This is a genomic window from Nocardiopsis algeriensis, assembly GCF_014203695.1.
Taxonomy (GTDB): domain Bacteria; phylum Actinomycetota; class Actinomycetes; order Streptosporangiales; family Streptosporangiaceae; genus Nocardiopsis; species Nocardiopsis algeriensis.
On record NZ_JACHJO010000004.1, the window covers coordinates 177245 to 200104 of the forward strand.

Annotated in this window: 24 protein-coding genes; 12 read left to right on the plus strand and 12 right to left on the minus strand. The window is 71.5% G+C overall.

Going from position 1 to position 22860, the window contains the following annotated elements; all coding sequences use genetic code 11:
• The 3 genes from FHS13_RS07360 to FHS13_RS07370 all read left to right on the plus strand — a co-directional run bounded on the left by FHS13_RS07360 (nucleotide 1) and on the right by FHS13_RS07370 (nucleotide 3643).
• Nucleotides 1–744 (plus strand): maleate cis-trans isomerase family protein, encoded by a 744-nt coding sequence (locus FHS13_RS07360; protein ID WP_184289598.1) that lies wholly within the window; start codon nucleotides 1–3, stop codon nucleotides 742–744.
• A gap of 52 nt (nucleotides 745–796) precedes the next feature.
• Nucleotides 797–2482: a carbon-nitrogen hydrolase family protein gene (locus FHS13_RS07365; protein WP_184289600.1), complete on the plus strand. Its 1686-nt coding sequence runs from the start codon at nucleotides 797–799 to the stop codon at nucleotides 2480–2482.
• Between the two features lie 336 nt (nucleotides 2483–2818).
• Nucleotides 2819–3643: an IclR family transcriptional regulator gene (locus FHS13_RS07370; protein ID WP_184289602.1), complete on the plus strand. Its 825-nt coding sequence runs from the start codon at nucleotides 2819–2821 to the stop codon at nucleotides 3641–3643.
• 58 nt (nucleotides 3644–3701) lie between these two features.
• On the opposite strand, the gene FHS13_RS07375 is transcribed toward FHS13_RS07370, so the two are convergent.
• Nucleotides 3702–3977, minus strand: a complete 276-nt coding sequence (locus tag FHS13_RS07375; RefSeq protein ID WP_184289604.1) for a hypothetical protein — start codon at nucleotides 3975–3977, stop codon at nucleotides 3702–3704.
• Between the two features lie 61 nt (nucleotides 3978–4038).
• Nucleotides 4039–5091 (minus strand): class I SAM-dependent methyltransferase, encoded by a 1053-nt coding sequence (locus FHS13_RS07380; protein ID WP_184289605.1) that lies wholly within the window; start codon nucleotides 5089–5091, stop codon nucleotides 4039–4041.
• A gap of 201 nt (nucleotides 5092–5292) precedes the next feature.
• On the opposite strand from FHS13_RS07380, the gene FHS13_RS07385 reads away from it, so the two are divergent.
• From FHS13_RS07385 to FHS13_RS21340, 8 genes are all read left to right on the plus strand, one after another.
• Nucleotides 5293–5433, plus strand: a complete 141-nt coding sequence (locus FHS13_RS07385) for a hypothetical protein (protein WP_184289607.1) — start codon at nucleotides 5293–5295, stop codon at nucleotides 5431–5433.
• Entirely contained in the window at nucleotides 5430–6995 is a 1566-nt protein-coding gene (locus tag FHS13_RS07390) for an ABC transporter substrate-binding protein (protein ID WP_184289609.1), read from the plus strand. Before FHS13_RS07385 ends, FHS13_RS07390 begins: the two co-directional genes overlap by 4 nt.
• Before the next feature lie 68 nt (nucleotides 6996–7063).
• Nucleotides 7064–8146: a class I SAM-dependent methyltransferase gene (locus tag FHS13_RS07395; RefSeq protein ID WP_184289612.1), complete on the plus strand. Its 1083-nt coding sequence runs from the start codon at nucleotides 7064–7066 to the stop codon at nucleotides 8144–8146.
• Nucleotides 8143–9156, plus strand: a complete 1014-nt coding sequence (locus tag FHS13_RS07400; RefSeq protein ID WP_184289615.1) for an ABC transporter ATP-binding protein — start codon at nucleotides 8143–8145, stop codon at nucleotides 9154–9156. The genes FHS13_RS07395 and FHS13_RS07400 overlap by 4 nt, the downstream gene beginning before the upstream one ends.
• Entirely contained in the window at nucleotides 9153–10265 is a 1113-nt protein-coding gene (locus FHS13_RS07405) for an ABC transporter ATP-binding protein (protein ID WP_184289618.1), read from the plus strand. The genes FHS13_RS07400 and FHS13_RS07405 overlap by 4 nt, the downstream gene beginning before the upstream one ends.
• A 4-nt stretch (nucleotides 10266–10269) precedes the next feature.
• Nucleotides 10270–10545, plus strand: coding sequence for a hypothetical protein (locus tag FHS13_RS07410; RefSeq protein WP_184289621.1), 276 nt, complete (start codon nucleotides 10270–10272; stop codon nucleotides 10543–10545).
• A gap of 4 nt (nucleotides 10546–10549) precedes the next feature.
• On the plus strand, nucleotides 10550–11476 hold the full coding sequence (locus tag FHS13_RS07415; protein ID WP_184289623.1) for an ABC transporter permease subunit: 927 nt from the start codon (nucleotides 10550–10552) through the stop codon (nucleotides 11474–11476).
• Nucleotides 11473–12423 carry an ABC transporter permease subunit gene (locus tag FHS13_RS21340; RefSeq protein ID WP_184289626.1) on the plus strand — a complete coding sequence of 317 codons (951 nt, stop codon included), beginning with the start codon at nucleotides 11473–11475 and terminating at the stop codon, nucleotides 12421–12423. The genes FHS13_RS07415 and FHS13_RS21340 overlap by 4 nt, the downstream gene beginning before the upstream one ends.
• 362 nt (nucleotides 12424–12785) lie before the next feature.
• Here the strand turns inward: FHS13_RS21340 and FHS13_RS07425 are convergent, their stop codons facing one another.
• The 8 genes from FHS13_RS07425 to FHS13_RS07460 all read right to left on the minus strand — a co-directional run bounded on the left by FHS13_RS07425 (nucleotide 12786) and on the right by FHS13_RS07460 (nucleotide 20412).
• Nucleotides 12786–13652, minus strand: a complete 867-nt coding sequence (locus FHS13_RS07425) for a hypothetical protein (RefSeq protein WP_184289629.1) — start codon at nucleotides 13650–13652, stop codon at nucleotides 12786–12788.
• A gap of 163 nt (nucleotides 13653–13815) precedes the next feature.
• Nucleotides 13816–15066 carry a cytochrome P450 family protein gene (locus FHS13_RS07430; RefSeq protein ID WP_184289632.1) on the minus strand — a complete coding sequence of 417 codons (1251 nt, stop codon included), beginning with the start codon at nucleotides 15064–15066 and terminating at the stop codon, nucleotides 13816–13818.
• The gene (locus FHS13_RS07435) at nucleotides 15066–16283 is read right to left on the minus strand and encodes a cytochrome P450 family protein (protein ID WP_184289635.1); all 1218 of its coding nucleotides are present in this window, start codon (nucleotides 16281–16283) and stop codon (nucleotides 15066–15068) included. Before FHS13_RS07435 ends, FHS13_RS07430 begins: the two co-directional genes overlap by 1 nt.
• On the minus strand, nucleotides 16280–16885 hold the full coding sequence (locus FHS13_RS07440) for a GTP-binding protein (protein ID WP_184289638.1): 606 nt from the start codon (nucleotides 16883–16885) through the stop codon (nucleotides 16280–16282). Before FHS13_RS07440 ends, FHS13_RS07435 begins: the two co-directional genes overlap by 4 nt.
• A complete protein-coding gene (locus FHS13_RS07445) occupies nucleotides 16866–17222 on the minus strand; it encodes a DUF742 domain-containing protein (protein ID WP_184289641.1) in 357 nt (118 codons plus the stop codon). Before FHS13_RS07445 ends, FHS13_RS07440 begins: the two co-directional genes overlap by 20 nt.
• Nucleotides 17219–17623, minus strand: coding sequence for a roadblock/LC7 domain-containing protein (locus FHS13_RS07450; RefSeq protein WP_184290238.1), 405 nt, complete (start codon nucleotides 17621–17623; stop codon nucleotides 17219–17221). Before FHS13_RS07450 ends, FHS13_RS07445 begins: the two co-directional genes overlap by 4 nt.
• Nucleotides 17623–19053 (minus strand): ATP-binding protein, encoded by a 1431-nt coding sequence (locus FHS13_RS07455; RefSeq protein ID WP_184289644.1) that lies wholly within the window; start codon nucleotides 19051–19053, stop codon nucleotides 17623–17625. The genes FHS13_RS07450 and FHS13_RS07455 overlap by 1 nt, the downstream gene beginning before the upstream one ends.
• 360 nt (nucleotides 19054–19413) lie before the next feature.
• On the minus strand, nucleotides 19414–20412 hold the full coding sequence (locus tag FHS13_RS07460) for a hypothetical protein (protein WP_184289647.1): 999 nt from the start codon (nucleotides 20410–20412) through the stop codon (nucleotides 19414–19416).
• Nucleotides 20413–20759: 347 nt separating this feature from the next.
• Between FHS13_RS07460 and FHS13_RS07465 the strand changes: the two genes are divergently transcribed.
• Nucleotides 20760–21143, plus strand: a complete 384-nt coding sequence (locus FHS13_RS07465) for an RNA polymerase-binding protein RbpA (protein WP_184289650.1) — start codon at nucleotides 20760–20762, stop codon at nucleotides 21141–21143.
• A 68-nt stretch (nucleotides 21144–21211) separates the two neighbouring features.
• On the opposite strand, the gene FHS13_RS07470 is transcribed toward FHS13_RS07465, so the two are convergent.
• Nucleotides 21212–22012, minus strand: a complete 801-nt coding sequence (locus FHS13_RS07470) for an HAD-IIA family hydrolase (protein ID WP_343064937.1) — start codon at nucleotides 22010–22012, stop codon at nucleotides 21212–21214.
• Between the two features lie 62 nt (nucleotides 22013–22074).
• A complete protein-coding gene (locus FHS13_RS07475) occupies nucleotides 22075–22854 on the minus strand; it encodes an SCO1664 family protein (RefSeq protein ID WP_184289653.1) in 780 nt (259 codons plus the stop codon).
• Nucleotides 22855–22860 lie beyond the last annotated feature (6 nt).

The window sequence follows — 22860 nt, forward strand, 5'->3', positions numbered from 1 at the left end:
ATGACCACAGTCCTGGCACCGCGCGCCGTGTTCGGCGTCATCGTGCCCTCGACGAACACCGTCGTCGAGGACGAGTACTACCGCATGCGCCCCGAGGGGGTCTCCTACCACGCGGGCCGCATCCTCATCGAGCACGCCGACCTCAGCGACCGGGCGTCCTTCGAGGTGTTCCTGGAGGGGCTGCGCGCCCAGATCCGGGGGGCCATCGACTCGGTGCTGACCTGCCTGCCCGACCACCTCATCATGGGCATGTCCGCGGAGACCTTCTGGGGCGGGGCCCAGGGCAACGCCGAGTTCGAGCAGTGGGTGCGCGACGTCTCGGGACTGGAGGTGACCTCCGGGGCCGCCGCCTGCGACGCCGCCCTCAAGGCCCTGGGCGCCCGCCGCATCGGTGTCATCACCCCCTACCAGCCCATCGCCGACGAGCAGGTCCGCCGCTACTTCACCGAGATCGGCTACGACGTGGCGGCCGTCCACGGGCTCCGCTGCTCCTCGGCCACGTCCATCGCCCACGTCACCCCGGACGAGCTGGAGCAGGCGTTCCGTACCGTGGACGGCGAGGACGTGGACGTACTGGTCCAGGCGGGCACCAACCTCCCGGTGGTCGGGCTGGCCGACCGGCTGGAGCGCGAACTCGGCAAGCCCGTGATCGCCATCAACTCCGCCACGGTCTGGCACGCGCTGCGCACCCGGGGCATCGACGACAAGATCATGGGAGCCGGCCGCCTGCTGCGCGAGCTGTGACCCCGGGCGCCCCGGGGCGCCCGTCCACCACCCGACCCAGGAAAGCGAACCGATGACCCTTCACCGCGTGGCGGCGGCACAGTTCTTCTCCGGAACGGACACGGCCGCCAACCTCGAACTGTGCACCGACCACATCAGGCGCGCCGCCGAGGGCGGCGCCCGGCTCGTGGTGCTGCCCGAGAACAGCAACCGGTTGCGCGACTACGCCGACCGCCAGGAGTGCTGGGAGCACTCCCCCACCCTCGACGGGCCGTTCGTCGACGGGCTGCGCGAGGCCGCCCGCACCCACGGCGTGTACGTGGCCGCGGGGGTCGACCTGCGCGGCGAGCGCGCCCCGGACGTCCACATCTGCTCGGTCCTCATCACCCCGGAGGGCGAGATCGCGGGCGTGCACCGCAAGCACGTCCTGTGGGACTACGAGTACACACTCTTCGTCCCGGGGGACGAGCCCTACCAGGTCCACGACACCGAGCTGGGCCGGATCGGGCTGCTGCTGTGCGCCGACGGCATCGTGCCCGACACCCCCCGGGCGCTGGCCCTGATGGGCGCCCAGATCCTGTGCAACTCGCTCAACTCCCGGGGCCCGGACGAGTACCGGGTGCACGTGCCGCTGCGGTCCATGGAGAACCGGGTCTTCCACGTCGCGGCCAACACCGTGGGCGGCCCCGCCGACGGCTGGCCGTGGATGGGCGGCAGCCAGATCGTGGCCCCCGACGGGACCCGGCTGGCCGATGCCGGGGAGACCGAGCCGGGGATCGTCTTCGCCGACATCGACCCGACGGAGGCCGACGACAAGGTGATGCCCGGCGTCGGCGACCTCTTCGCCTGGCGCCGCACCGACCTGTACGCGCCCCTGACCGCGCCGCTGGAGGAGCTGCCCGTGGCACGGATGTGCGGGCCGGCCCCCGAGGACATGCCGTCCCGCCCGGTCCGGGTGGCCACGCTCCAGGTCAGCCACTTCCACAACACGGACTGGACCGTCACCCGGGCCGTGGAGCAGATCGCCTACGCCGGGCGGCGCGGAGCGGACCTGGGCGTCCTGCCGTCGCTCTTCTGCTTCGCGCCGGGCGAGGTGGCCGCCGACCCGGCGGGAGCCGCGGAGCTGTCGGCCCGGGTCCTGGAGCGCCTGTCCCGGGCCTGCGCGGACGCCGGCGTGTGGGTGGTGGCGCACCTGGTGGAGGAGGAGGCCGGCCACCACTACTCCACGGCCTACCTCCTGGACCGGTCGGGCCGCGTCGTCCACACCTACCGCAAGACCCACCTGGACACCGGTGAGCGGGAGTGGGCCCGGCCGGGGGACCGGATCGACGTGGTCCGCACCGAGATCGGGACGATCGGCCTGATGGTGGGCGAGGAGGTCTGGGTTCCGGAGGTGGCGCGGCTGCTGACCCTGGCGGGAGCCGAGATCATCGCCCATCCGACCGACTGGAGCACACCCGAGGCCGCGCACGTGGCCGCGACCGAGCGCACCGAGGAGAACCGGGTGCACCTGGTCTCGTGCACCCGCCTGGACAGCGCCGCCGAGGTCGGCAGCCAGGTCCTGCGGGCCGACGAGTTCGCCCCCGGACAGCCGATCGCGCTGATGCGCTACCCGACCGGGTACTGGTCGCGGCCCGGTTTCGAGGAGCAGCTGCTGGTGGAGCTGGACCTGCGCGAGGCCAACAGCAAGATGATGGGCCACCACCTGGACCCCGTGGCCACCCGCGCGCCCGAGCTCTACGGCATGTTCCTCGACTGAGGCGGCTGCGCCGTTCCCTGCGGGGCCGTGGAGCGGTCGGCTACGGTGGGCGATGGAAAAAGGCCCCCCGTCGACGATTCCGGCCTGTTCCACCCCGGCGGAAAACGGTACCTCTCTGTCGTCGGGCAATGGTGCGGGGCGATGAAATCGATGGTTTCCGCGCAGAAAAACTCGTCTACCCTGTTCCGTTCTCTGTGACAGCGTTACGGGATATACTCTGCCTGCAACGAGCCAGACCATCAACGCCGTTCCTACATCCGGAACACTCACGGCGTGGTGGGCATGAGCCCGCCACGCCGTGGCTCCCCCCTCACCTCCACTCCCAAGGAGCCCGCCATGCCCGTCAGCGAGTCCTCTCCGAACGGCGCACCGACGGCCACGACCGAGCGGCGCGCCTCCGGAAGCCAGACCGTGTCCACGGTGGAGCGCGCGGCCGACGTCCTCGTCCTGTTCGCCGAATCCGACTCGCCCACCCTCGGGGTCACGGAGATCGCCGACCGGCTGGGCACGTCCAAGGCCGCCGTGCACCGGATCCTGGCCTCCCTGCGCTCCCGGGACCTCATCCACCTGGACGAGGACAGCCGCCGCTACTCGCTGGGGACCACCGCCATGCGGCTGGGCGCGGCCTACCAGGAGCACATGGACGTCCGCCAGGTCGCCGCCCCGGACCTGCGCTCCCTCTCCCGGCTGACCGGCGAGACCACCACCCTGTCCGTGCGCGCCGGCGACGCCCGCGTCTACATCGACCAGGTGACCCCCCGGCGCGAGGTCATCATGACCGTCCCCCTGGGCGTCCGCTACCCGCTGCACGCGGGCAGCTCCTCCAAGGCCTTCCTGGCCTTCCTCCCCGAGGCCGAGCGCGAGGCCTACCTGGCGCGCGAACCGCTCAGCTCGCTCACCGGCGAGACCGTGGTCGACACCTACGAGCTGCGCGCCGAGCTGGAGCGGATCCGCGAGGCCGGCCACGCCACCTCCTACGGCGAGCGCCAGGCGGGGGCCGCCTCCACCGCGGCCCCGATCCTCGACCACCGCAGCGAGCCCGTGGCGGTCATGAGCGTGTGCGGGCCGCGCGAGCGCTTCCTGGAGGAGGCCGAGGCCTGCGCCCAGGCCCTGGTGCAGACCACCCGGCGGCTCTCCGAGCGCCTGGGCTTCCGCGGCTGAGACGGACGAGGGCGCCGGACCCCCTCCGGGGTCCGGCGCCCTTTGCGTACCGCTGGGGTCACAGCGCTCCGCTGATGCGCTCCTCCTGGTCCAGGACCGCGCCGAAGACGCGGCGCACGAACGCCGCGCGCTCGTCCTGGATGCGCTCGAGCAGCTCGCCGTCGGGGCGCAGCTCCTCGATCTCCTCGGGGGAGACCGCGCCCTTCTCGGCCAGCAGGTGCTCCAGGACCATGTTGCGGTCGCGCAGGATCCACACCTCCGAGGCGAGCTCGGTCACCATGCGGGCGATGTCGTCCAACCTCGTGCTGCCGAGGTAGTTGTCTGTCTTGCTCACGGGAAGTCCTCTCTGCCTGGACCCGGCGCGCGGGCCGAGGGGGGTCGGGGGTGGCTGCGGCTCACGAACGGGGCTTGCGCGCCCGGTTGACCCAGGGGTAGTTGCCGGGGCCCACGCCGTAGGCCTCGACGTCGGTGAACCCGATCTGCTTGAGCAGGCCCGGGACGTCGAGCTGCAGGGCCGAGCGCCAGTAGGGCTCGCCCCGGTTCTCGGTCTCCCAGTCCAGGACAACGGCGCGGAACGCCTCCTGGTGCTCGTAGGGGGCCACGTCGCCGATGACGATGTCGCCGCCGGGCTCCAGGACCCGGAACATCTCCCGCAGGATCGCCTCGGTCGCCTTGGGCGGGGTCTCGTGGAAGAGGATGTAGGCGGCGACCAGGTCCACGGAGGCGTCGGGCAGCCCCGTGTCCTCGGCCGGTGCCTGGATCAGCTCCCAGGCCAGGCCCTTCTCGGCCGCGGTGGCGTGGGCGTAGCGCAGCATCTGGGTGGACAGCTCCACACCCACGAACTGGGCGTCGGGGAAGACCTTGCTGACCGAGAGCGCGAACCGGCCCGTGCCCACGCCGGGCTCCAGGATCCGGCGGTAGTCGCGCCGGGGCGCCTCCATCGCCAGGAGGGTGCGCTGGTCGTTGAGGTCCTCGCCGGTGCGCACCGCGCCCACGCCGCCGGGCTTGAGGACGTAGTGGTAGCCGAAGTCCTGGGTGATGACGCCCATGAGGTCGTGGCCGTCCCAGCCTCCGGGGGTGAGGTGGAACCCGTTCTCCCAGTACGCGGGGACCTTGACGTCGGGGTTCAGGGTCAGGCTGCCCGGGGCGTCCGAGACGTCCAGCCACTCCTCGATGGCCGGACGCACCTCCTCCGCCGCCGGGATCGCCCGGACATAGATCTCCTCGGCCACGTAGCGGGTGAGGAACCGGTCGAAGCGCCAGGCGCTGCTGTCGTCCAGGGCCTGGGCCACGGACTCGCGGCGGTCCCTGATCTTGGTCGGGGGTTCGGGCACGGCCGCCGCGTACTCGGCGGCGGCCTTCTTCTGGAGCACTCCGCCGGCGTAGCCCTGGAGCGAACCCAGGAACTCCATCCCTGCGCGGCCTCGGTGGCGGACGGGCACGTCCATCAGCGATCCTCTCCTGTTCCACACAGTGGAACATCATTCCGGCAAATCCGGTTCCTACACGATAGCCACCTCCGCTCTCGTGTCAATGGGCTTTTTCTCCCCTCTTGACGTGTGGCCCACATCATGTCCATTATTCATGGAACGGCTTTCCGTCCAGAGAAACAATATCGATCTGGTTAAGCCGTGGAACCCGCCGTCACGGTGAGTATCGATCACCTCGAACCGGCCGCACGCAAGCGCCCCGAGCCCCGCGCACCCGTCTCGGAAACCGCACCGCAGGCCGGCGCCACCACCCCGCACAGCCGCCTCTCCCACCCCGAGGCGTACAAGGAGGAACGATGATCGGACGCCCGATCCACTCCCACGGCTCGGCGCCCTCCCCGGGCCGCCCCCGCCGACGCCGCACCGCTCTCCCCGGCCTCGCCGTCCTCACGGCCACCACCCTGCTCCTGACCGCATGCGGGATGCCCGGTTCCTCCGAGGGCACCGGGGAGCAGGCCTCCCACATCACCGTGGGCACCTCGGTCACCGAGGACGCCATCAACCCGCTCAACAAGCAGTACGCGACCTTCCAGTTCAACGCCTTCGACGCCCTGGTCCGCCAGATGCGGGGCGACGAGGAGCCCCAGCCCCGCCTGGCCACCGACTGGGAGCAGGTCAGCGACACCCTGTGGCGCTTCACCCTGCGGGAGGGCGCCACGTTCCACAACGGCGAGCCGGTCACCGCCGAGGACGTCGTGTTCAGCTTCAACGAGATCCTCGAGGAGCAGTTCGCCAACGCGGCCTACATCTCCACGGTCGCCTCGGTCCGCGAGGGCGAGGGCGGGACGGTCGAGATCGAGACCAAGGAACCCGACCCGCTGCTGCTGTCGCACATCGGCCAGATCTTCATCGTCCCCAAGGCCCACTGGGAGGAGGTCGGCGGCGCCGACGGCTTCAGCGCCGACCCCGTCGGCTCCGGCCCCTACGAGATCACCTCCTTCGACCCCAGCACCGGTGTCGAGTACCAGGCCTTCGACGGCTTCTGGGGCCAGGAGCCGGCCACGGAGAAGGTCACGGTCCGCTACATCGCCGACACCGGCGCCCTGTCCGCCGCGCTGGAGTCCGGGGAGATCGACATCGCCCACGAACTCGCCTCCGACGCCATCGAGACCCTCTCCGGGCGCGACGACATCCAGCTGCACAACGAGTTCAGCGGACTCCAGAACATGTTCCAGCTCAACACGGTGCAGGAGCCCTTCGACGACGTCCGCGTCCGCAGGGCCGCGGTCGCCGCCATCGACGCTCCCTCGATGATCGACGCGCTGACCTTCGGAGCCGGGATCATCGAGGACGGGCAGGTCTCCGCCGAGGGCGTGTTCGGCCACTCCCCCGAGATCACCCGCCCCGAGTTCGACCTCGACCACGCCCGCGAGCTGCTGGAGGAGGCCGACGCGGTCGGCGCCGAGATCACCCTCTCGGGCCAGTCGCGCGACAGGACCCTGCTGGAGTCCATCGGCTCCCAGCTCGACGCGGCCGGGTTCGAGACCACCATCGAGGCCAACGAGATCGGCGTGTGGGTGGAGCAGTTCCGCAACGGAACCGACGCCGACATCTTCTACCGGGGCTCCTCCTACAGCGGTGTCTTCGACGCCGGACGCCCCTACTCCTTCATCTCCTCGGGCGAGCGCCCCTTCGTCGAGGACGAGGAGTGGACCCGGCTGTACGAGGCCCAGCGCACCGAGATGGACCCGGAGAAGCGCGAGCAGCTGCTGATCGAGGCCTCCGAGTACGTCCGCGACCAGGCCTACGTCCTCTACACCTTCGGCCGCCCCTCGGTCTCGGCCAGCCTGGCCGGCGTCGAGGGCGTCGACTACGGCGACGGACTGGTCCTGCTGCTGGACGAGGCGGTCAAGACCGGCTGACCCGGTCCCGGGGCGGTGCACGCACCGCCCCGGTTCCCGCCCGCACCCGAGACGACCCAAGGAGCGAGATGAGCACCGCACAGCCCACCGTCCCCGACGGCATGCGGGCCGATGTCGAACTGGCACAGCGGGGCCGGTCCGAGATGCAGTTCCTCCAGGCCATGCGCGCGGGGCTCCGGCCCCTTCAGGCGCGTCTGCGCGAACGCCTGGAGAAGGAAGCGGCCCTGGAGGAGGCCGCCGGAGACATCGCCCGGCTGCGCGAGGCCGCCGACGAGGTACTGGCCGAGGACCCCCGCCTGGGGATCGCCGGCGCCGCCCTGCGCTGGAACCGCGCCGTCCTCACCCCCCGGGCGGTGGACGCGTTCGAGGAGCGGGCCGACGAGCTGGCCCCCAAGGCCGCCCCGCCCGCACCCGAGAAGATCGCCGACCGGGGCGAGGAGGCGGTGCCGCGCTACTGGCGCTACGAGTTCCACGGGACCGCCGGCGGCTGGGACGGGCACGAGCACATGGGCTTCATCCACCACGAGCTGGTGTACCGGTACCTGCTGGTGCCTTCCTTCCCCGGTGACATCTTCGGCCAGCGCACCCGGGTGGCGGAGCTCGCCCCCCGCGACACCTACACCGACATCTGCGATCTGGGATGCGGAACCGGCCAGTTCACCCTGAAACTCGCCCAGGCCTACCCCGAAGCCCGTGTCACGGGGGTGGACCTGTCCCTGGCCGAGCTGCGCTACGCCCAGCGCCGCGCCGCCGAGGCCGGCACGGAGTGGGACCTGGTCCGGGCACCCGCCGAGGACACCGGTCTGGACGGGGAGAGCTTCGACCTGGTGGCCTCGTTCATCCTGCTGCACGAGATGCCCCCGCACGCGATCCGCAAGGTCTTCGCGGAGGCGTTCCGCCTGCTGCGTCCGGGGGGCGACCTCGTCTTCTCCGACGTGGCCCCCTACCGCCTCCGCAGCCCCTACCAGGCCTGGTACGACGACTGGGACGCCGAGAACGGCCACGAACCGTGGTGGCGGACCGCGGCGACCATCGACCTCGTGGAGGTCGCGCGTACCGCCGGGTTCACCGACATCCGCCAGGAGGCGCTGGGGCAGCAGTCCTACCCCTGGGTCACCGTGGCCAGGAAACCGATGGAAGGCCTCGCATGAGCGACACCCCCGACATCCTCCGGCTGGACCGGGTCGGAGTCGGCCTGCGCACCCCCGGCGGCACCGCCGACCTGCTGCGCAACGTGTCCTTCTCCGTCGCCCGGGGCGAGATCGTCGCGCTGGCCGGCGAGTCCGGTTCGGGCAAATCCACGGCGCTGCTGGCGGTCCTGCGGCTCCTGGCCCCCGGGGCGCAGGTCAGCGGCTCGATCCTCGTCGACGGCAAGGACATCGCGCCCCTGCGCGGGCGCGAGCTGCGCGCCTTCCGGTCCCGCACCGCCCGGATGGTCTTCCAGGACCCCTGGCGGGCCCTGCACCCGATGCACTCGATCGGACGCCAGCTCACGGAGTCGGCCCGTGCGGCGGACCCGACCCTGTCCAAGGAGGCCGCGCGCACCCTGGCGGGGGACATGCTCGCCCGGGTGGGCATCCCCGACCCCGGGACGCGGCTGCGCTCCTACCCGCACGAGGTGTCGGGCGGGCAGCTGCAGCGCATCGTGATCGCCATGGCCCTGGTCGCGTCGCCGTCGCTGCTGCTGTGCGACGAGCCCACGACCGCGCTGGACGTCACCACCCAGGCGCAGATCCTCGAACTGCTCCAGGAGCTCAACCGGGACCTGGGGATCACCGTCGTCCTGGCCACCCACGACCTCGACGTCATCGCCGACATCGCGGACCGGCTGGTCGTGATGTACGCCGGCTCCGTCGCCGAGGAGGGGCCGACCGGGCAGGTGATGGCCCGTCCCGAGCACCCCTACACCCGGTCGCTGCTGCAGGCCGCACCCGGCCGCCGCCCCGGGGAGCGGCTGCGGGCCATCGCGGGCCGTCCCCCCTCCCCGCTGGAGGTGATCGAGGGGTGCCCGTTCGCAGCCCGCTGCGAGCACCGGACCAGCATCTGCGCGACCGCGCCGAACACGACCGTACCGATCGCAGGCGAGCCCGGCAGGCGCTCCGCGTGCGTACGCGTCACGGCAGGAACCGCACCGCCTTCTGCGGAAAGGAGGTCGGGATGAACCCCGACCGCAGGACCGTCTCGCACGACGGGCCCGTACTGAGAGCGTCCGGTCTGGCCAAGCACTTCCGCATGGGCGGCCTCGGGCGCTCGCGCAAGGTGCTCAAGGCCGTGGACGGGGTCTCGCTGGAGATCGGCCGGGGCGAGACCCTCGGCCTGGTGGGAGAGTCCGGCAGCGGCAAGACGACCGTGGGCCGCACGCTGATCCGCCTGTACCCGCCCACGGCGGGGACGGTGGAGTTCGAGGGGCGCGACATCACCCGCAGCTCCGGGGCGCGGCTGCGCCAGGACGTCCGGCGCCGCATGTCCATGGTGTTCCAGAACCCCTCGACCTCCCTCAACCCCTACATGAGGCTGGGCGAGGCCCTCACCGAACCGCTGGTGGTGCACCGCATCGGCGACGCCGCGCAGCGCCGCTCCCGGGTCGCCGAGATGCTGGAGCTGGTCGGGCTGGACACCTCCATGGCCGACCGCTACCCCCAGGAGCTCTCCGGCGGGCAGCGGCAGCGGATCGGCATCGCACGCGCGCTGATCACCGATCCGTCGCTCATCATCGCCGACGAGCCCACCGCGTCCCTGGACGTGTCCGTGCAGGCCCAGATCGTCAACCTCCTGGGGGACCTCCAGAAGGAACTGGGTCTGGCCTACCTGTTCATCACCCACGACCTCGCACTGGTGCGGCAGATCAGCCACCGCGTGGCGGTGATGTACCTGGGCCGCCTCATGGAGACGGCCCCGGCGGACGCCCTGTTCACCGAGCCCCTGCACCCCTACTCGGCGGTGCTGGCGTCGATGCACCAGGACCGCGAGCACCGCATCGTGCCCCGGGGGGAGATCCCCTCCCCGATGTCCCCGCCCTCGGGATGCGTGTTCCGCACCCGCTGCCCGATCGCGCGCGAGCAGTGCGCCGAGCAGGTCCCGCAGCTGCGGGAGGCCGCCCCGGGCAGGTCCGTGGCCTGCCACTTCCCCGGCGAGCTGAAGCTCGACACGGCGGCCGCGAGCGTACGCCCCGAGCCGGCGGAGCTCACCTTCACCGACGTCCCGCCCACCACCGCACCGCCGCGTCCGGTCCCCGCCGGGTCCGTGCCGCACACCGGCGAGAAGGAGTGACCCCATGCCAGGTTTCGCCAACGACGACGCCGTCCACCTGGACCGTCCCGAGCATCTGGACGCGCTCTTCGGGATCACCATGGAACTGGCCTCCGAACTGTGGGTGATGCGCGACCGGCTCGCCGTGATCGAGCAGCTGCTCGACGAGCGCGGCACCCTCACCAGGGACGACATCGAACGCACCCAGCCCCAGGGGGAGAACGCCGAGCGGCTGGCCCGCGAACGCGAGCGCTTCCTGACCCGGGTGTTCGAGTCCGCCGCGCGACCGGGAGGGAAGTAGCGCCGTGCTGCTCTTCCTCGTACGCCGCATCGCCCTCATCGCCTTCGTCGCGGTCGGCGTCTCCACACTGCTGTTCGTCCTGATCCGGCTCTCGGGCGACCCGGCGACGCTGATGGCACCCGCCGACGCCAGCGCGGAGGTCGTCGAGGCGACCCGTGTGCGCATGGGGCTCGACCGGCCCCTGATCGTGCAGTACCTGTCCACGATCGCGGCCGGGTTCACCCTCGACTTCGGGCAGTCGTACATGTTCGGCCTGCCGGCCGCGCAGATGGTGTTCTCACGGCTCGGGGCGAGCCTGTGGATCGTCCTGCCGCCGCTGCTGATCTCCCTCCTGGGTGCGCTGGCGATCGGCATCTACGCCGCGCTGCGCCCGACCCGCCTGTCGGGCCGTGCGCTGATGACCGTGACGTTCCTGTTCGACGGCATCCCCTACTTCTGGCTCGCCCTGGTGCTCGTCCTGATCTTCTCGATCAACCTCCAGTGGCTGCCGGCGACCGGCAACAGCGGGTTCGCCTCGCTGGTCGTCCCCTGGGTCGCACTGAGCATCTACGGCCTCGCGACGCTGAGCCGCCTGGTGCGCGGACAGCTCCTGGACGCGTTCACCGAGGGGCACGTCACCACGGCCCGGTCCAAGGGCATCCACCCGGCCCGGGTCCTCCTCGAACACGCCCTGCCCACCGCGCTCCCGCCCGTGCTGGCGTGGCTGGGCATCCAGTTCTCCCTCATGTTCAGCGCCCTGCTCATCCTCGAGCCCCTGCTCAACTACAACGGTCTGGGCGCCCTCCTCGTGGGAAGCGTGACCAACCGGGACTTCCCGGTGATCCAGGCGAGCGTGTTCAGCATCGCGGTGCTGATCACGCTGATGAACATCCTCATGGACACCGTCGTCAGAACGGTCGACCCGCGGCTACGGACCAAGGTGGCACAGTGAACGGCACCGACACCCCTCAGAGCACGGCGGCCGCCGGGACGGCCGCCCCGGCCAGAACCCGCAGCAAGGCCCGCAGCAGGGAGATCCTGGGCCGGGTGTGGGCCTCGCCCACGGGCAAGTTCTCCGTCCTGATGATCGCGGCCCTGGTCCTGGTGGCCTGCTTCGCGGACCTGCTGGTGACGCACTCGCCCACCGAGCAGGTCCTGAGCGAGACCAACCAGCCCCCGTCCTGGATGGGCGGGGAGGGCGGCCACCTGCTGGGGACCGACCCCCTGGGCCGCGACGTGTTCAGCCGCATCCTGGTCGGCCTGCGCCTCAGCCTCGTCATCGGCTTCCTCACCGCCACCGCGACCGCGGCGATCGGCCTGACCCTGGGGCTGCTCGCGGGGTACTACGAGCGGTTCCTCGGGGGCCTCCTCATGCGGCTGGCCGACATCCAGTTCGCGGTGCCGTTCGCGGCCGTCGGTATCGCCCTGGCGGCGTTCGCCGGCCCCGGGATCGCCCTCCTCATGGCGGTGCTGGCGTTCTGGGGGTGGACCAACTACGCGCGGACCATCGTGTCCTCGGTGCAGCAGACCAAGCGGCTGGACTTCGTCACGGCGGCCCGCACCGCCGGCGCCTCCCCCGTCCGGGTCCTGGTGCGCCACATCGCACCCAACGTCCTGGGCCCGGTCATCATCCTGTGGTCCACCAGTGTGGGCACGCTGATCCTCGTCGAGAGCTCGCTGAGCCTGCTGGGCCTGGGGGTGCAGCCCCCCGACTTCTCGCTGGGGAGCATGCTCGCCGACGCCCAGAAGACGCTCCGCCTCTCCTGGTGGGCCGCCGTGTTCCCGGGCGTGGGTATCGCCTCGGTCGTCATCGCGTTCAACCTGCTGGGCGACAGCCTGCGCGACGCCTTCAACCCGGCGCTCAGCTCCATCGCCGAGAACGACCCCGAACTGACCTAGGCCCTGTTGTTCGGATCATCTCGGGCTGCACGGCCGCCAGGCGCCCCCTTGCCGCGCCGGAGAGCTTGCCAAGCCCACCAGGCTGAGCTGCGCTCCCCGCCTCGCCAGGGAACACCTGGCCGACCGTTCGCCGGAGGATCGGCTCCGCCGATACGGCGAGAGCATCCGAACAACAGGGCCTCGGCCCTGCTTTTCGGATCATCTCGGGCCGCACGACCACCAGGCGCCCTCTTGCGGGGCGAAGGAACCTGCGAGGCCGACCCGGCCGAGCCTGCACCCTCCGCCCCGCAAGGGGGCGCCTGGTCGGCCGTTCACCGGGGACCGGCTCCTCCGGTGCGGCGAGGGCGTCCGCACAGCACGGTCTAGCCGACGGGCAGTTCGAGGAGGACCAGGGCCGAGCACTCCTCCAGGCAGCCGCCGACGAGCAGCTCACCGCCGGGGACCGCCCCGGGGAAGGTGAAGACTGCGGTGGCCGTCTCGCCGGCGTCGAGCTCGTGGCGGCCCACCGCCCGGTGCGCATCGGTCTCCGTACCGCCCTCGGCGCGGTAGGAGGCGCCGGCGAGGTCGAGCGAGACGTCGTCGCCGGCGGCGAACCCGGCGGTCACCACGAGGTCCTTGCCGACGACGGACTGGTAGGCGGTGAGCACGCTCGCGCGGACCCCCTCCGACTCGTCGTCGCGTCCGCTGCCGGCGACGAGGGCGGGGCCGGGGTCGGTGCCGTCGACCAGAAGGCCGTCGACGAGTCCGTCGGAGCCGGTGAAACCGGTCAGCCGCACGCACGCCGTCCCCGTTCCGGAGGGAGGGCACAGCCGGTGGCCGTCCCCGGCCGGCTCGCTGCTGCCGGGACCGAGCGGGGTGCCCGCGTCGGCCCATGCCTGGGCGACCAGGGCCTGGTGGACGAGGAGGTCGCGGGCGGCGGAGGGGTCGGCGGTCAGCGCGAGTCCCTCGCGCATGCGGTCGGGGTCGCCGGTGGCCGCGAGCGCCTCCGTGTAGCCCTCCACGGCCTCCTCCGGCGGAGCCTCGGGCGCGGGGCCGGCCGAGGGCCGGGGCTCCTGCGGCCCGGCGGACCGCGGCGCCCGCTGCACGGGAGCGGGCTCGGGACCGGACCTCTCCGCGGGAAGAGGAACCGTACTGTCGGCCCCGGTGGCCTCCGCGTCCCGGCCGGCCTGGCAGCCGGTGAGCACCAGCAGGGCGAGGGCCGCGGCCGCGGCCGGTCGGGTCGCCGTCATGTCCGCCCTCCCCCGTGAGGACACGTACGCCCGTGGATCTTAAGGCGACATGCCGCAAACGAGGGGTTGTGTCCGGGTAAGTCTTCTCCCAGGGAAGGTTCTCCCCAGGGGAAGGGGCCGCTTCCTGCCGATCGGCAGGAAGCGGCCCCTTGTCCGGAGGCCCCTACGGGCGCAGGATCACCGGCAGGTCCTGGAGGCTGTTGACCACCACCGAGGGGTGGTTCTTCAGCTCCTCATCGGCGACCGCCAGCTTCAGGTCCGGGAAGCGCTCGAAGAGCATCGGGAGGGCGATCTGGCCCTCCATGCGGGCCAGCGGCGCGCCCGGGCACACGTGCGGCCCGTAACCGAAGGAGATGTGGCGGCCCTTGGTGCGGGTCAGGTCGAAGGTGTCCGGGTGGGGCTCCTCGCCGTGCTCGGCCCGGTCGCGGCTGATCGCGCCGTAGGAGACCATCAGGGCGTCCCCCTTCTTGATGGTCTTCCCGCCGACCTCCACGTCCTCGGTGGCGAAGCGCATGATGAAGTTGGAGGTGGGCGGGTCGTAGCGCAGGACCTCCTCCACCACCGTGTCCCAGCTCACCTCGCCCTTCTTGACCAGCTCGAACTGCTCGGGGTGGGTCAGCAGGGCGCGTACCGCGTTGCACAGCAGGTTGACCGTGGTCTCGTGGCCTGCCGCGACCACGACCTGCAGGGTGCCGCGCACCTCCAGGTCGCTGAGGGAGTCGCCGTCCTCGTCAGCCTCCAGCAGCTCGGTGGTGAGGTCGTCACCGGGCTGGGCGCGCTTGAGGGCGATGATGTCGTCGTAGTAGCGCTCCAGCGCGGCGTAGGTCTCCAGGAACTCCTCGGGACCGGTGACCGAGCTGAAGAACTTGACGTACATGTCCTTCAGGTAGCCGTGCTGGGCGTCGGGCACCCCGTACAGCTCGCCGATGACGTTCATCGGCAGCTTGAAGGCGAACTCCTCCTTGAGATCGACGGGCTCACCGGAGGCGGCCTTGGCCTCCAGCGCGTCGAGCAGCTCGGCGGTGATCTCCTCCACCCGCGGGCGCAGGCGCTCGGTGCGCCGGGCCGAGAAGGCCTTGGCCGTCAGCAGGCGCAGCCGCTTGTGCTCCTTGCCGTCGGTGCCCAGCAGGTTGGTGGGCGTGGGCGGGATGACGCTCAGCAGCGGCCAGGTGCGGGGCACCCGCCCCTCCTGGAAGTCGGCCCAGTGAGCCATGTCCTTGACCAGCCGGGAGTCGGTGAGCAGCGCCTTGGCCTCCTCGTGGTGGGTGACCGACCAGACGGTCACCTCCCCGGGGAGCTCGACCCGCGTGAGGGGGCCCTCCGCGTAGAGGGCCTCGCGCTCGGCGGGCAGGTTGCGCACGTAGGGGTCGAGAACGAGTGCGCCGTCGGAGTTGTGCTGTACGGGGCAGGGCATCAAGCGGCTCCTTGCGGTGACACGGGGGTGAAGGTGACAGGGAGGGAGGCCACACCGCGCATCCACGGGGAGGGGCGCCACTGGAGCTCCTCCTCCGCCACGGCGAGCTCCAGGTCGGGGAGGCGGTCGAGGAGGACCTCGACCGCGGTGACGGCGATCGTCTCGGCGATCTCCCGCGCCGGGTAGGGGCAGCGGTGCTCGCCGTGGGAGAAGGACAGGTGCGCGTGGTTGGTGCGGTTGCCGGACATCTGCGCGGCCGGGTGCAGCTCGGGGTCGCGGTTGGCCCCTGCCAGTCCCAGCAGCACCATGTCCCCGCCGCGGATGGTCTGGCCGCCCAGCTGCACGTCGTGGACGGCGTAGCGGCCCAGGTACACCTGGGTGGGGGTGTCCTCCCACAGGACCTCGTTGAGGGCCTCGCCCGCGCTCAGACGCGCCCCTGCCAGGGAGGCGCCGAAGCGCTCGTCGGTGAGCATCAGGCGCAGCGCGTTGCCGATCCACTCCCCCGTGGGCTGGTTGCCGGCGCCCAGGAGGACGATCAGCTCGGGGACGAGCTCCTCGTCGGCCAGGCCCGCCGGGTGGTGGACCAGGCGCGAGGCCACGTCGGGTCCGGGGGCCGCCCGGCGGGCCGCGACCAGTTCGGTCATGGACTGCATGAGGAACTGCTGGGCGGCGATGGCCTCGGGACCGGCGTCGACCATTGTGGTCATGGCGGTGGTCAGCCGGTCACCCTGCTGCTCGTCGAGCCCGTACATCCAGGACAGGACCAGGGCCGGAAGGCGGGCCGTGTAGGCCTGGCGCAGGTCCACGCCGCTGGAGGCGCAGAAGCCGTCGATGAGCCGGTCGGCCGTGCGGACGGTGACCGACCGCAGCTCGTGCGGGTCGACCGCGGCCAGGGCGTCGCCGACCGCGCCGGCGCGGCGGCGGTGCTCGGCGCCCTCGGAGTAGAGGACCGTGGGCAGCGGCATGACCATGGGCATCTGGGGCCAGTCCGGCGGGACCTTGTCCCAGGCGTTCCAGCGCTTGGAGCTGCGCGCGAACACGTCGGGGTTGGTCAGGACGTGGTGCAGTTCCCGGTAGCCGATGACCAGCCAGGCGGGGAGGTCGCCCTCCATGGTCACCGGGACGACCGGGCCGTGGGTGGTGCGCATCTCCTGGTAGAGCCCGGCGGGGTCGGTCTGGAAGCGCGGGCCGTGGAGGGGTACGGGGCAGCCGTTCACCTTGTCCTTCCCATCACGAGGGTGCGAACGTGTTCGACGAGTGCGATGAGGACCTTCTTGGCCGAGGCCCGGTCGCGCGCGTCGCAGCGCAGGAGGGGTACGGCCGGGTCGAGGTCGAGGGCGGCCCTCACCTGTTCCAGGTCGTGGTCGGCCTCCCCGAAGTCGTTGTGGGCCACGACGAAGGGGATGCCCTGCGCCTCCAGGCGGTCGATCGCGTAGAAGGAGTCGGCCAGGCGGCGGGTGTCCACGAGGACGACCGCGCCCAGTGCTCCGCTGAACAGCCGGTCCCACAGGAACCAGAACCGCTGCTGTCCGGGGGCACCGAACAGGTACAGCACCGAGGTGGCGTCCAGGGTGATACGGCCGAAGTCGAAGGCCACCGTGGTGCTGCGCTTCTCCTCCACCCCGTTCACGTCGTCGATGCCCTGGCCCGCCTGGGTCATGCTCTCCTCGGTGTTGAGCGGGCGGATCTCGCTCACCGAGCGCACGAGGGTGGTCTTCCCGACCCCGAAGCCGCCGACCACGGCGATCTTCAGGGCTTGTTCGACGGTCGAGGGCAGTGCGTCGGCCGTGCCGGGGGGATCAGAGGTTGTGGAGTGCAACGAGCACCTTCTCCAGGACTTCAGGGGAGGCGAAGGGGTGGGCCGGCGAGGGCGCCGGCCTGGGGTGGCGTGCGGTGATCCGGCCGCTGTCGAGCAGGTCGGTGAGCAGGATCTTGACCACCGTGACCGGCAGTCCCAGGTGGGCGGCGACCTCCACCACCGCCATGGGGCTGCGGCACATCCGGAGGATCTCCACGTGCTCCGACTGCATGCCGGCGGTGGGCTCGCTCTCGGCCACGATCAGTGTCACCGCGTCCAGGGACTCGTCGGAGCCCCCGCTGCGGCCCGACGTGATCACGTAGAGGCGGTCGGGTGTCTCGTCCCTGTAGCGGCTCATGCCTGTCCGGAGGCGTTCCGTGCGGGAGCGGACAGGTACTCGCCCAGCTGCTCGACCAGCTCGTTCATGTTGTGCCCCACCAGGCCGGGGTCGGCCTCCTCGGAGGTGACCACCGCGAGGTGGGCGCCCTGGCCGGCCTCGACGATGAACAGCAGGCCGCCGTAGAACTCGGCCATGGCCTGGCGCACACCGCCGGTGCCGCTGCCGAACTCGACCGAGGCGCTGTGCGCCAGGCTCTGCAGTCCGGCGGCGATGGCCGCGAGGTGGTCGGCGCTGTCGATGCTCATGCCGGAGCTGTGGCACAGCTTGAGCCCGTCCCGGGAGAGCACGAGGGCGTGGCGGGAGCCGGGTGTGCGCTCCAGGAGGCTCTCGAGCAGCCACGTCAACTTTGCGAGGTCCATCATGCGTCCTTCGGTGATCCGGTCTGGTCCTGGCCACGCACTGCGGAACGGAAGGCCCCGAAGCCCTTGACCGGCGTGGCCGGCCTGCTGTCCCCGGCCGCGGTCCGCGGGTCGGAGTCCTGGGCGGCCGCGAGGGTCTTGCCCCGCCGCCGCTGGGGCAGCCCGAGTCCACCGCCTCCGCCGGTGCCGGCCGGGGCGGGGGGAGCCTCGGGCGCAGCGGGTACCGGGGGACGGATCGGCGTGGCCGGAGCGGCGACCCCGGCGGGGGCCGCTCCATGGGCCGCCCCGGTGGGGCGGCCGGAGTGCGCCGCGGCGGGAGCGGGTTGCGCGGGCAGCGGTTTGACGAGCTTCTGGGGGATCAGGAGGACCACGGCCGTTCCGCCCCGGGAGGAGGAGCGGAAGGACACGGAGAGGTCGTAGCGCTTGGCGATCTGCCCGACGACGGACAGGCCCAGGCGGCTGCCGGAGATACTGGCGATGTCCAGGCCGCCGGCGACGGCGGCGCGGGCGCGGTGCAGCGCGTCCTCGCTCATGACCAGTCCGCCGTCCTCGATCATGACGGCGATCCCGGCCTGGACCTCCTCCACGTGGACGTGGACCTCGGCGGTGGGGGGCGAGAACTTGGTGGCGTTGTCGAGGAGTTCGGCCAGTGCGTGGATCACGCCCTCGGCGGCGAACCCGGCGATGCCCTGCCGGGGCACGTTGTGGGTGCGGATGCGCTGGTAGGAGCCGATGCGGGCCATGGCACCGCGCAGGATGCTCTCCAGGCTGATGGCCTTGCTCCACCGGCGGCCCGAACGGGCGCCGGTGAGGATGGCGATGCTGTCGGCGATGCGGCCGGCCTGGGCGGTGCTGTGGTCGAGGTGCATGAGGTCTCCCAGCACGTCCGTGCCCGTGACACCGTCTCCGTGGTGTTCCTGCATGCGGCGCAGGTCGGCGAGCATGGTGGTGGTGAGGGCCTGCATGCGGCCGGCCGCGGTGGCGCAGGCGGCCATGGTGGCGGCGCGCCGGCGTTCGGCCGCGGCGATCTCCGTGGCCACGGAGCGGACCACGGCGCCCTGGGGGGTGTCCAGGTCCACGTAGCTGGGCAGGATGTGCAGGGCACTCTCCGTGGAGGCGCCCTCGCGCAGCCGCTCGACCATCCGCGGCAGGTACTCGCGGGCCATGGCCTCGGAGCCCTCGCGGATGAGGGCCAGTTCGGCGCCCAGGGCGCGGGCCCGCCGCTCACGCAGGTCCACGAGCACGGCCAGCGCCACGAGCAGGGCGATCCCCACCGCGGCGGCGGTCACCGCTGCGGGGTGGCGCGCCTCGGGGAGCGCCAGCAGCGCCCAGATCCAGGCCGGGAGGGCCAGCAGCGGGAGAGCGTACGGCCAGCGCGGCGCTCGGGGCCCTGGGGCCCGGGTACCGCGGGGGTCGGGAGTCTTGGTCATCGGTTTCCACGTCCGGCCACGTCATCGCTCCTGGGCACACCTGGGGCGTACCGGAGCGGGTTTCTCTGTGCGCACAACGAAAAGAAGCGGACAAATACCTATAAGTCACGCTTTTCAACGCACGAAGCCTGAACATACCACCAGATTCGGTCCGGCGGTATGCCGGAACAATGAACAATGCAATCTCATGTGTGACAGCCCCGTCACCGGCCGTCCATCGAAGGGAGACTCCGTTCCCCGCCTTTCCCGGCCCGCACGCGCGCCCCTCCGCCCTCCCCGATTCTCCACAAAGGGCTTCTGATCTGCACATATACCTCCGGGGACACGCGTCGGGCCCCGCCCCCGAGGGCCCGACGCGGCTCAGAGCAGCCCGAGGTCGCGCAGTGCTCTGCGCAGGCCCTCCAGCGGCCAGTTCTCGGCGTAGCTCCACAGAGAGACCCTGGAGACCAGCCGTCCCGCCGGAGCCAGGATCCGCGCCGCGCGCTCGCGCTCCCCCGCGTAGTACAGGGCGGCACCGAACTCGTGGGCCTGGGCCCTGTGCTCCGGGTGGCTGCCGTCGCCCTTCTCCCAGCGGTCGGCCGCCTCGGCGAGCTCCGCGGCGACCCCGGGGCCGGAGAAGTGGGCGCGGACGCGCCTGCCGATGTCACCGACGGTCTCGGCGCCGTCCAGCAGCAACAACACGTATTCGCGGTGCGCCTGGGGCAGCAGTGTCAGGCAGGGGTCCCCGGGGGAGGCCAGGGCCGCCGTCTCGCGCGCGAAGGCGAACATCTCCTCGTGCGAGCCGTACCACTTCTCGCACAGGACCTGCAGGCGTGTGACCCGGCCCGCCCAGTGCCAGGAGTCGCGGGCGCACAGCTGCAGCCACATCTTGTCGCTGTCCTCGCGGCGGATGCCCATGCCCATGCAGTACCACTGCAGGATGTTCCAGGGGTCGGGATCCTCGTCGTCGAGGCCGGCCGCCCGCAGGAGGGGTTCGGCGGCCGGTTCGAGGAAGGCGTGGAACCTGCGGAACCGCTCGGCCCCCACGTCCCTGGCGCGGGCGGCCGTACGGATCTTCCAGGCCGCCTGGACCCTGGCCGCGCCGGCCCACAGGAGCAGGGCGGGGTCGTCGTCGCCCTTCCGGAGCTCGAGGGCCTCCAGCAGGTGCGTGCACTCTCCGGCGAAGGTGTCCAGACGCAGCGAGCGCAGATCGGGGGTGGGAGCGGTGCGCAGCAGCTCCAGACCCTTGTCGATGTCGCCTGCGCGCACCGCGGGCAGCGCCGCGGCGAGATCGGGGTCGCTCCAGCTCTCCCCGAAGGCGATCCCCGCCTTCTGCGCTTGGCGGTCGGCTATTTTCTCCATGATTTTTCCGAGAACCACTCGGCTTTTATATCGGACAAAGACACCAGCAATTCACACTAATCACAGAGAGAACACAACATTAAGACAACACACGGAAGCCAAACCCCACAAATCAGACACTAGATGACAAAGCGCCCATAATGTCATATTTTCTCGCCCTGGCGGCAGGTGACCACGCGTCCGAGTGCCTGCGGGCAGCGGCCCCGCAGGTCAGCGCCGACAGCGGGCCCGGAGTCCGGCAGAACCGCCCCGGGGCATCCGATCGCGCCCGAAGTGGTTCGACCCCAGGGCGTTGGGGAATCTTGACGTGGTCCGACGCGTTACACCCCGCGAGACCGCACAAGCGCCTGGGAGGCACCCACACGATGGCCGAGCGAGCACTTCGCGGCACCCGACTCGGGGCGACGAGCTACGAGAACGACCGCAACACCGACCTGGCTCCGCGGCAGGAAGTCACCTACGACTGCACCCGCGGCCACCGCTTCTCGGTCACCTTCGCGACCGAGGCGGAGATCCCCGCGGAGTGGGAGTGCCGCTTCTGCGGCGACCGCGCCCTGCGCCGGGACGGCTCCGGCGAGGAGCCCAAGGCCGTCAAGCCGGTGCGCACCCACTGGGACATGCTGCTGGAGCGTCGGAGCATGGAGGACCTGGAAGAGGTCCTGGCGGAGCGCCTGGAGCTGCTCCGCGCGCGCCGCCGCGAGGAGGCGGCGAAGGTGGAGGAGCTGGCCAAGCAGCGCCAGAGCGCCTGAGACCGGCAGAAGGGGCGGCGGACACTCACGTGTCCGCCGCCCCTTCGCCGTGCCCCCGACCTCCGCGGTCAGTGCTCCTGACGCCTGCCGAACGGGTCCAGGGTGGAGCCCACCAGGTCCTTGACCGAGTCGATCACCAGCGTGGGCCGGAAGGGGAACTCCTCCGCGGTCTCGCGTCCGGAGATGCCCGAGAGCACCAGGACCGTCTGGAGTCCCGCCTCCAAGCCGCTGAGGACGTCGGTGTCCATGCGGTCGCCGACCATCAGCGTGTTCTCCGAGTGCGCGCCGATGCGGCGCAGCGCCGAGCGCATCATCAGCGGGTTGGGCTTGCCCACGAAGTAGGGGCGGCGCCCCGTGGCCTTCTCGATCAGCGCGGCGACCGCGCCGGTGGCCGGCAGCGGGCCCTCGGCGCTGGGACCGGTCTCGTCGGGGTTGGTGGCGATGAAGCGGGCTCCGGCCCGCACCAGGCGGATCGCCCGCGTGATGGCCTCGAAGCTGTAGGTCCGGGTCTCCCCCAGCACCACGTAGTCGGGGTTGCGGTCGGTCATCACGTAGCCGACGTTGTGCAGGGCCGTGGTCAGGCCGGACTCGCCGACCACGTAGGCCGAGCCGCCCGGCCGCTGGGTCTGGAGGAACTGGGCCGTGGCCAGGGCCGAGGTCCAGATGGACTCCTCGGGGATGTCCAGTCCTGTGTTGAGCAAACGGGCCCGCAGGTCGCGGGGGGTGTAGATGGAGTTGTTGGTCAGCACCATGAACGGGATCCCGTTCTCCCGCAGCTCCGCGACGAGCTCGTCGGCACCGGGAATGAGGTGCTCCTCGCGGACGAGGACACCGTCCATGTCGAAAAGGTAGTTCAACTCGTTGCTCACGTGTCCATTGTGCCGCTTTGCCCGACGGGTGCGCCATCTCTACCGCCTGGTAGTCGGTCGTCTCATACCGGGGGCCAGGGCACCGCCGGCCAGTCGGGCGAGGGGTAGGGGTGGACGCGGTGCCGGAGGAGCAGGTCCACCCGCGAGCGCACGGCGAAGACCTCGGGCCCGGTCAGGTGGCGGTCCAGCTCCTGCCGCAGGGGGTCGGCGGAGTCGGCCAGGCGGGCGCGCAGAGCGGCGAGCCGGGTCAGGGCGTCGTCCGTGAGTGGCATGCCCTGCCACTGCCACAGCACCGTGCGCAGCTTGTACTCCTCGGCGAAGGACACGCCGTGGTCGCAGCCGTAGAGGTGGCCCGAGGCGGTGGGCAGCAGGTGGCCGATCTTGCGGTCGGAGTTGTTGACGACCGCGTCGAACACGGCCATGCGCCGCAGGGCCTCGTTGTCGGTCTCCCGGGCCAGGGCCACGAGGTCGACGGTCTCGTCGCCGTGCACCCACAGCTGCACCATGCCCTCGCCGAAGGGGCCGTCGCGGTGGACCGTCGGCGGCACGGTGCCCCAGCCCAGGGCCTCGGAGACGGCGTAGGCGCCGACCTCGCGCCCGGCCAGCGTTCCGTCGGGGAAGTCCCACAGCGGCCGCTCCCCCGCCACCGGCTTGTACACGCACGCGGCCGAGCGGAGCCCGTCGGAGACGGTGCAGTAGAGGGTGGCGTTGGAGGCGGCGGCCAGGCGGCCCTGGACGGTGAGTTCGCCGACACGCAGGAGTTCGAGGCCCTCCGCGGGGGTGAGCCCGCCGAAGGCGTCGGTGCTCTCCGCAGCGCCCTCGGTGGTGTCGTCCTGCTTCACGGGAAC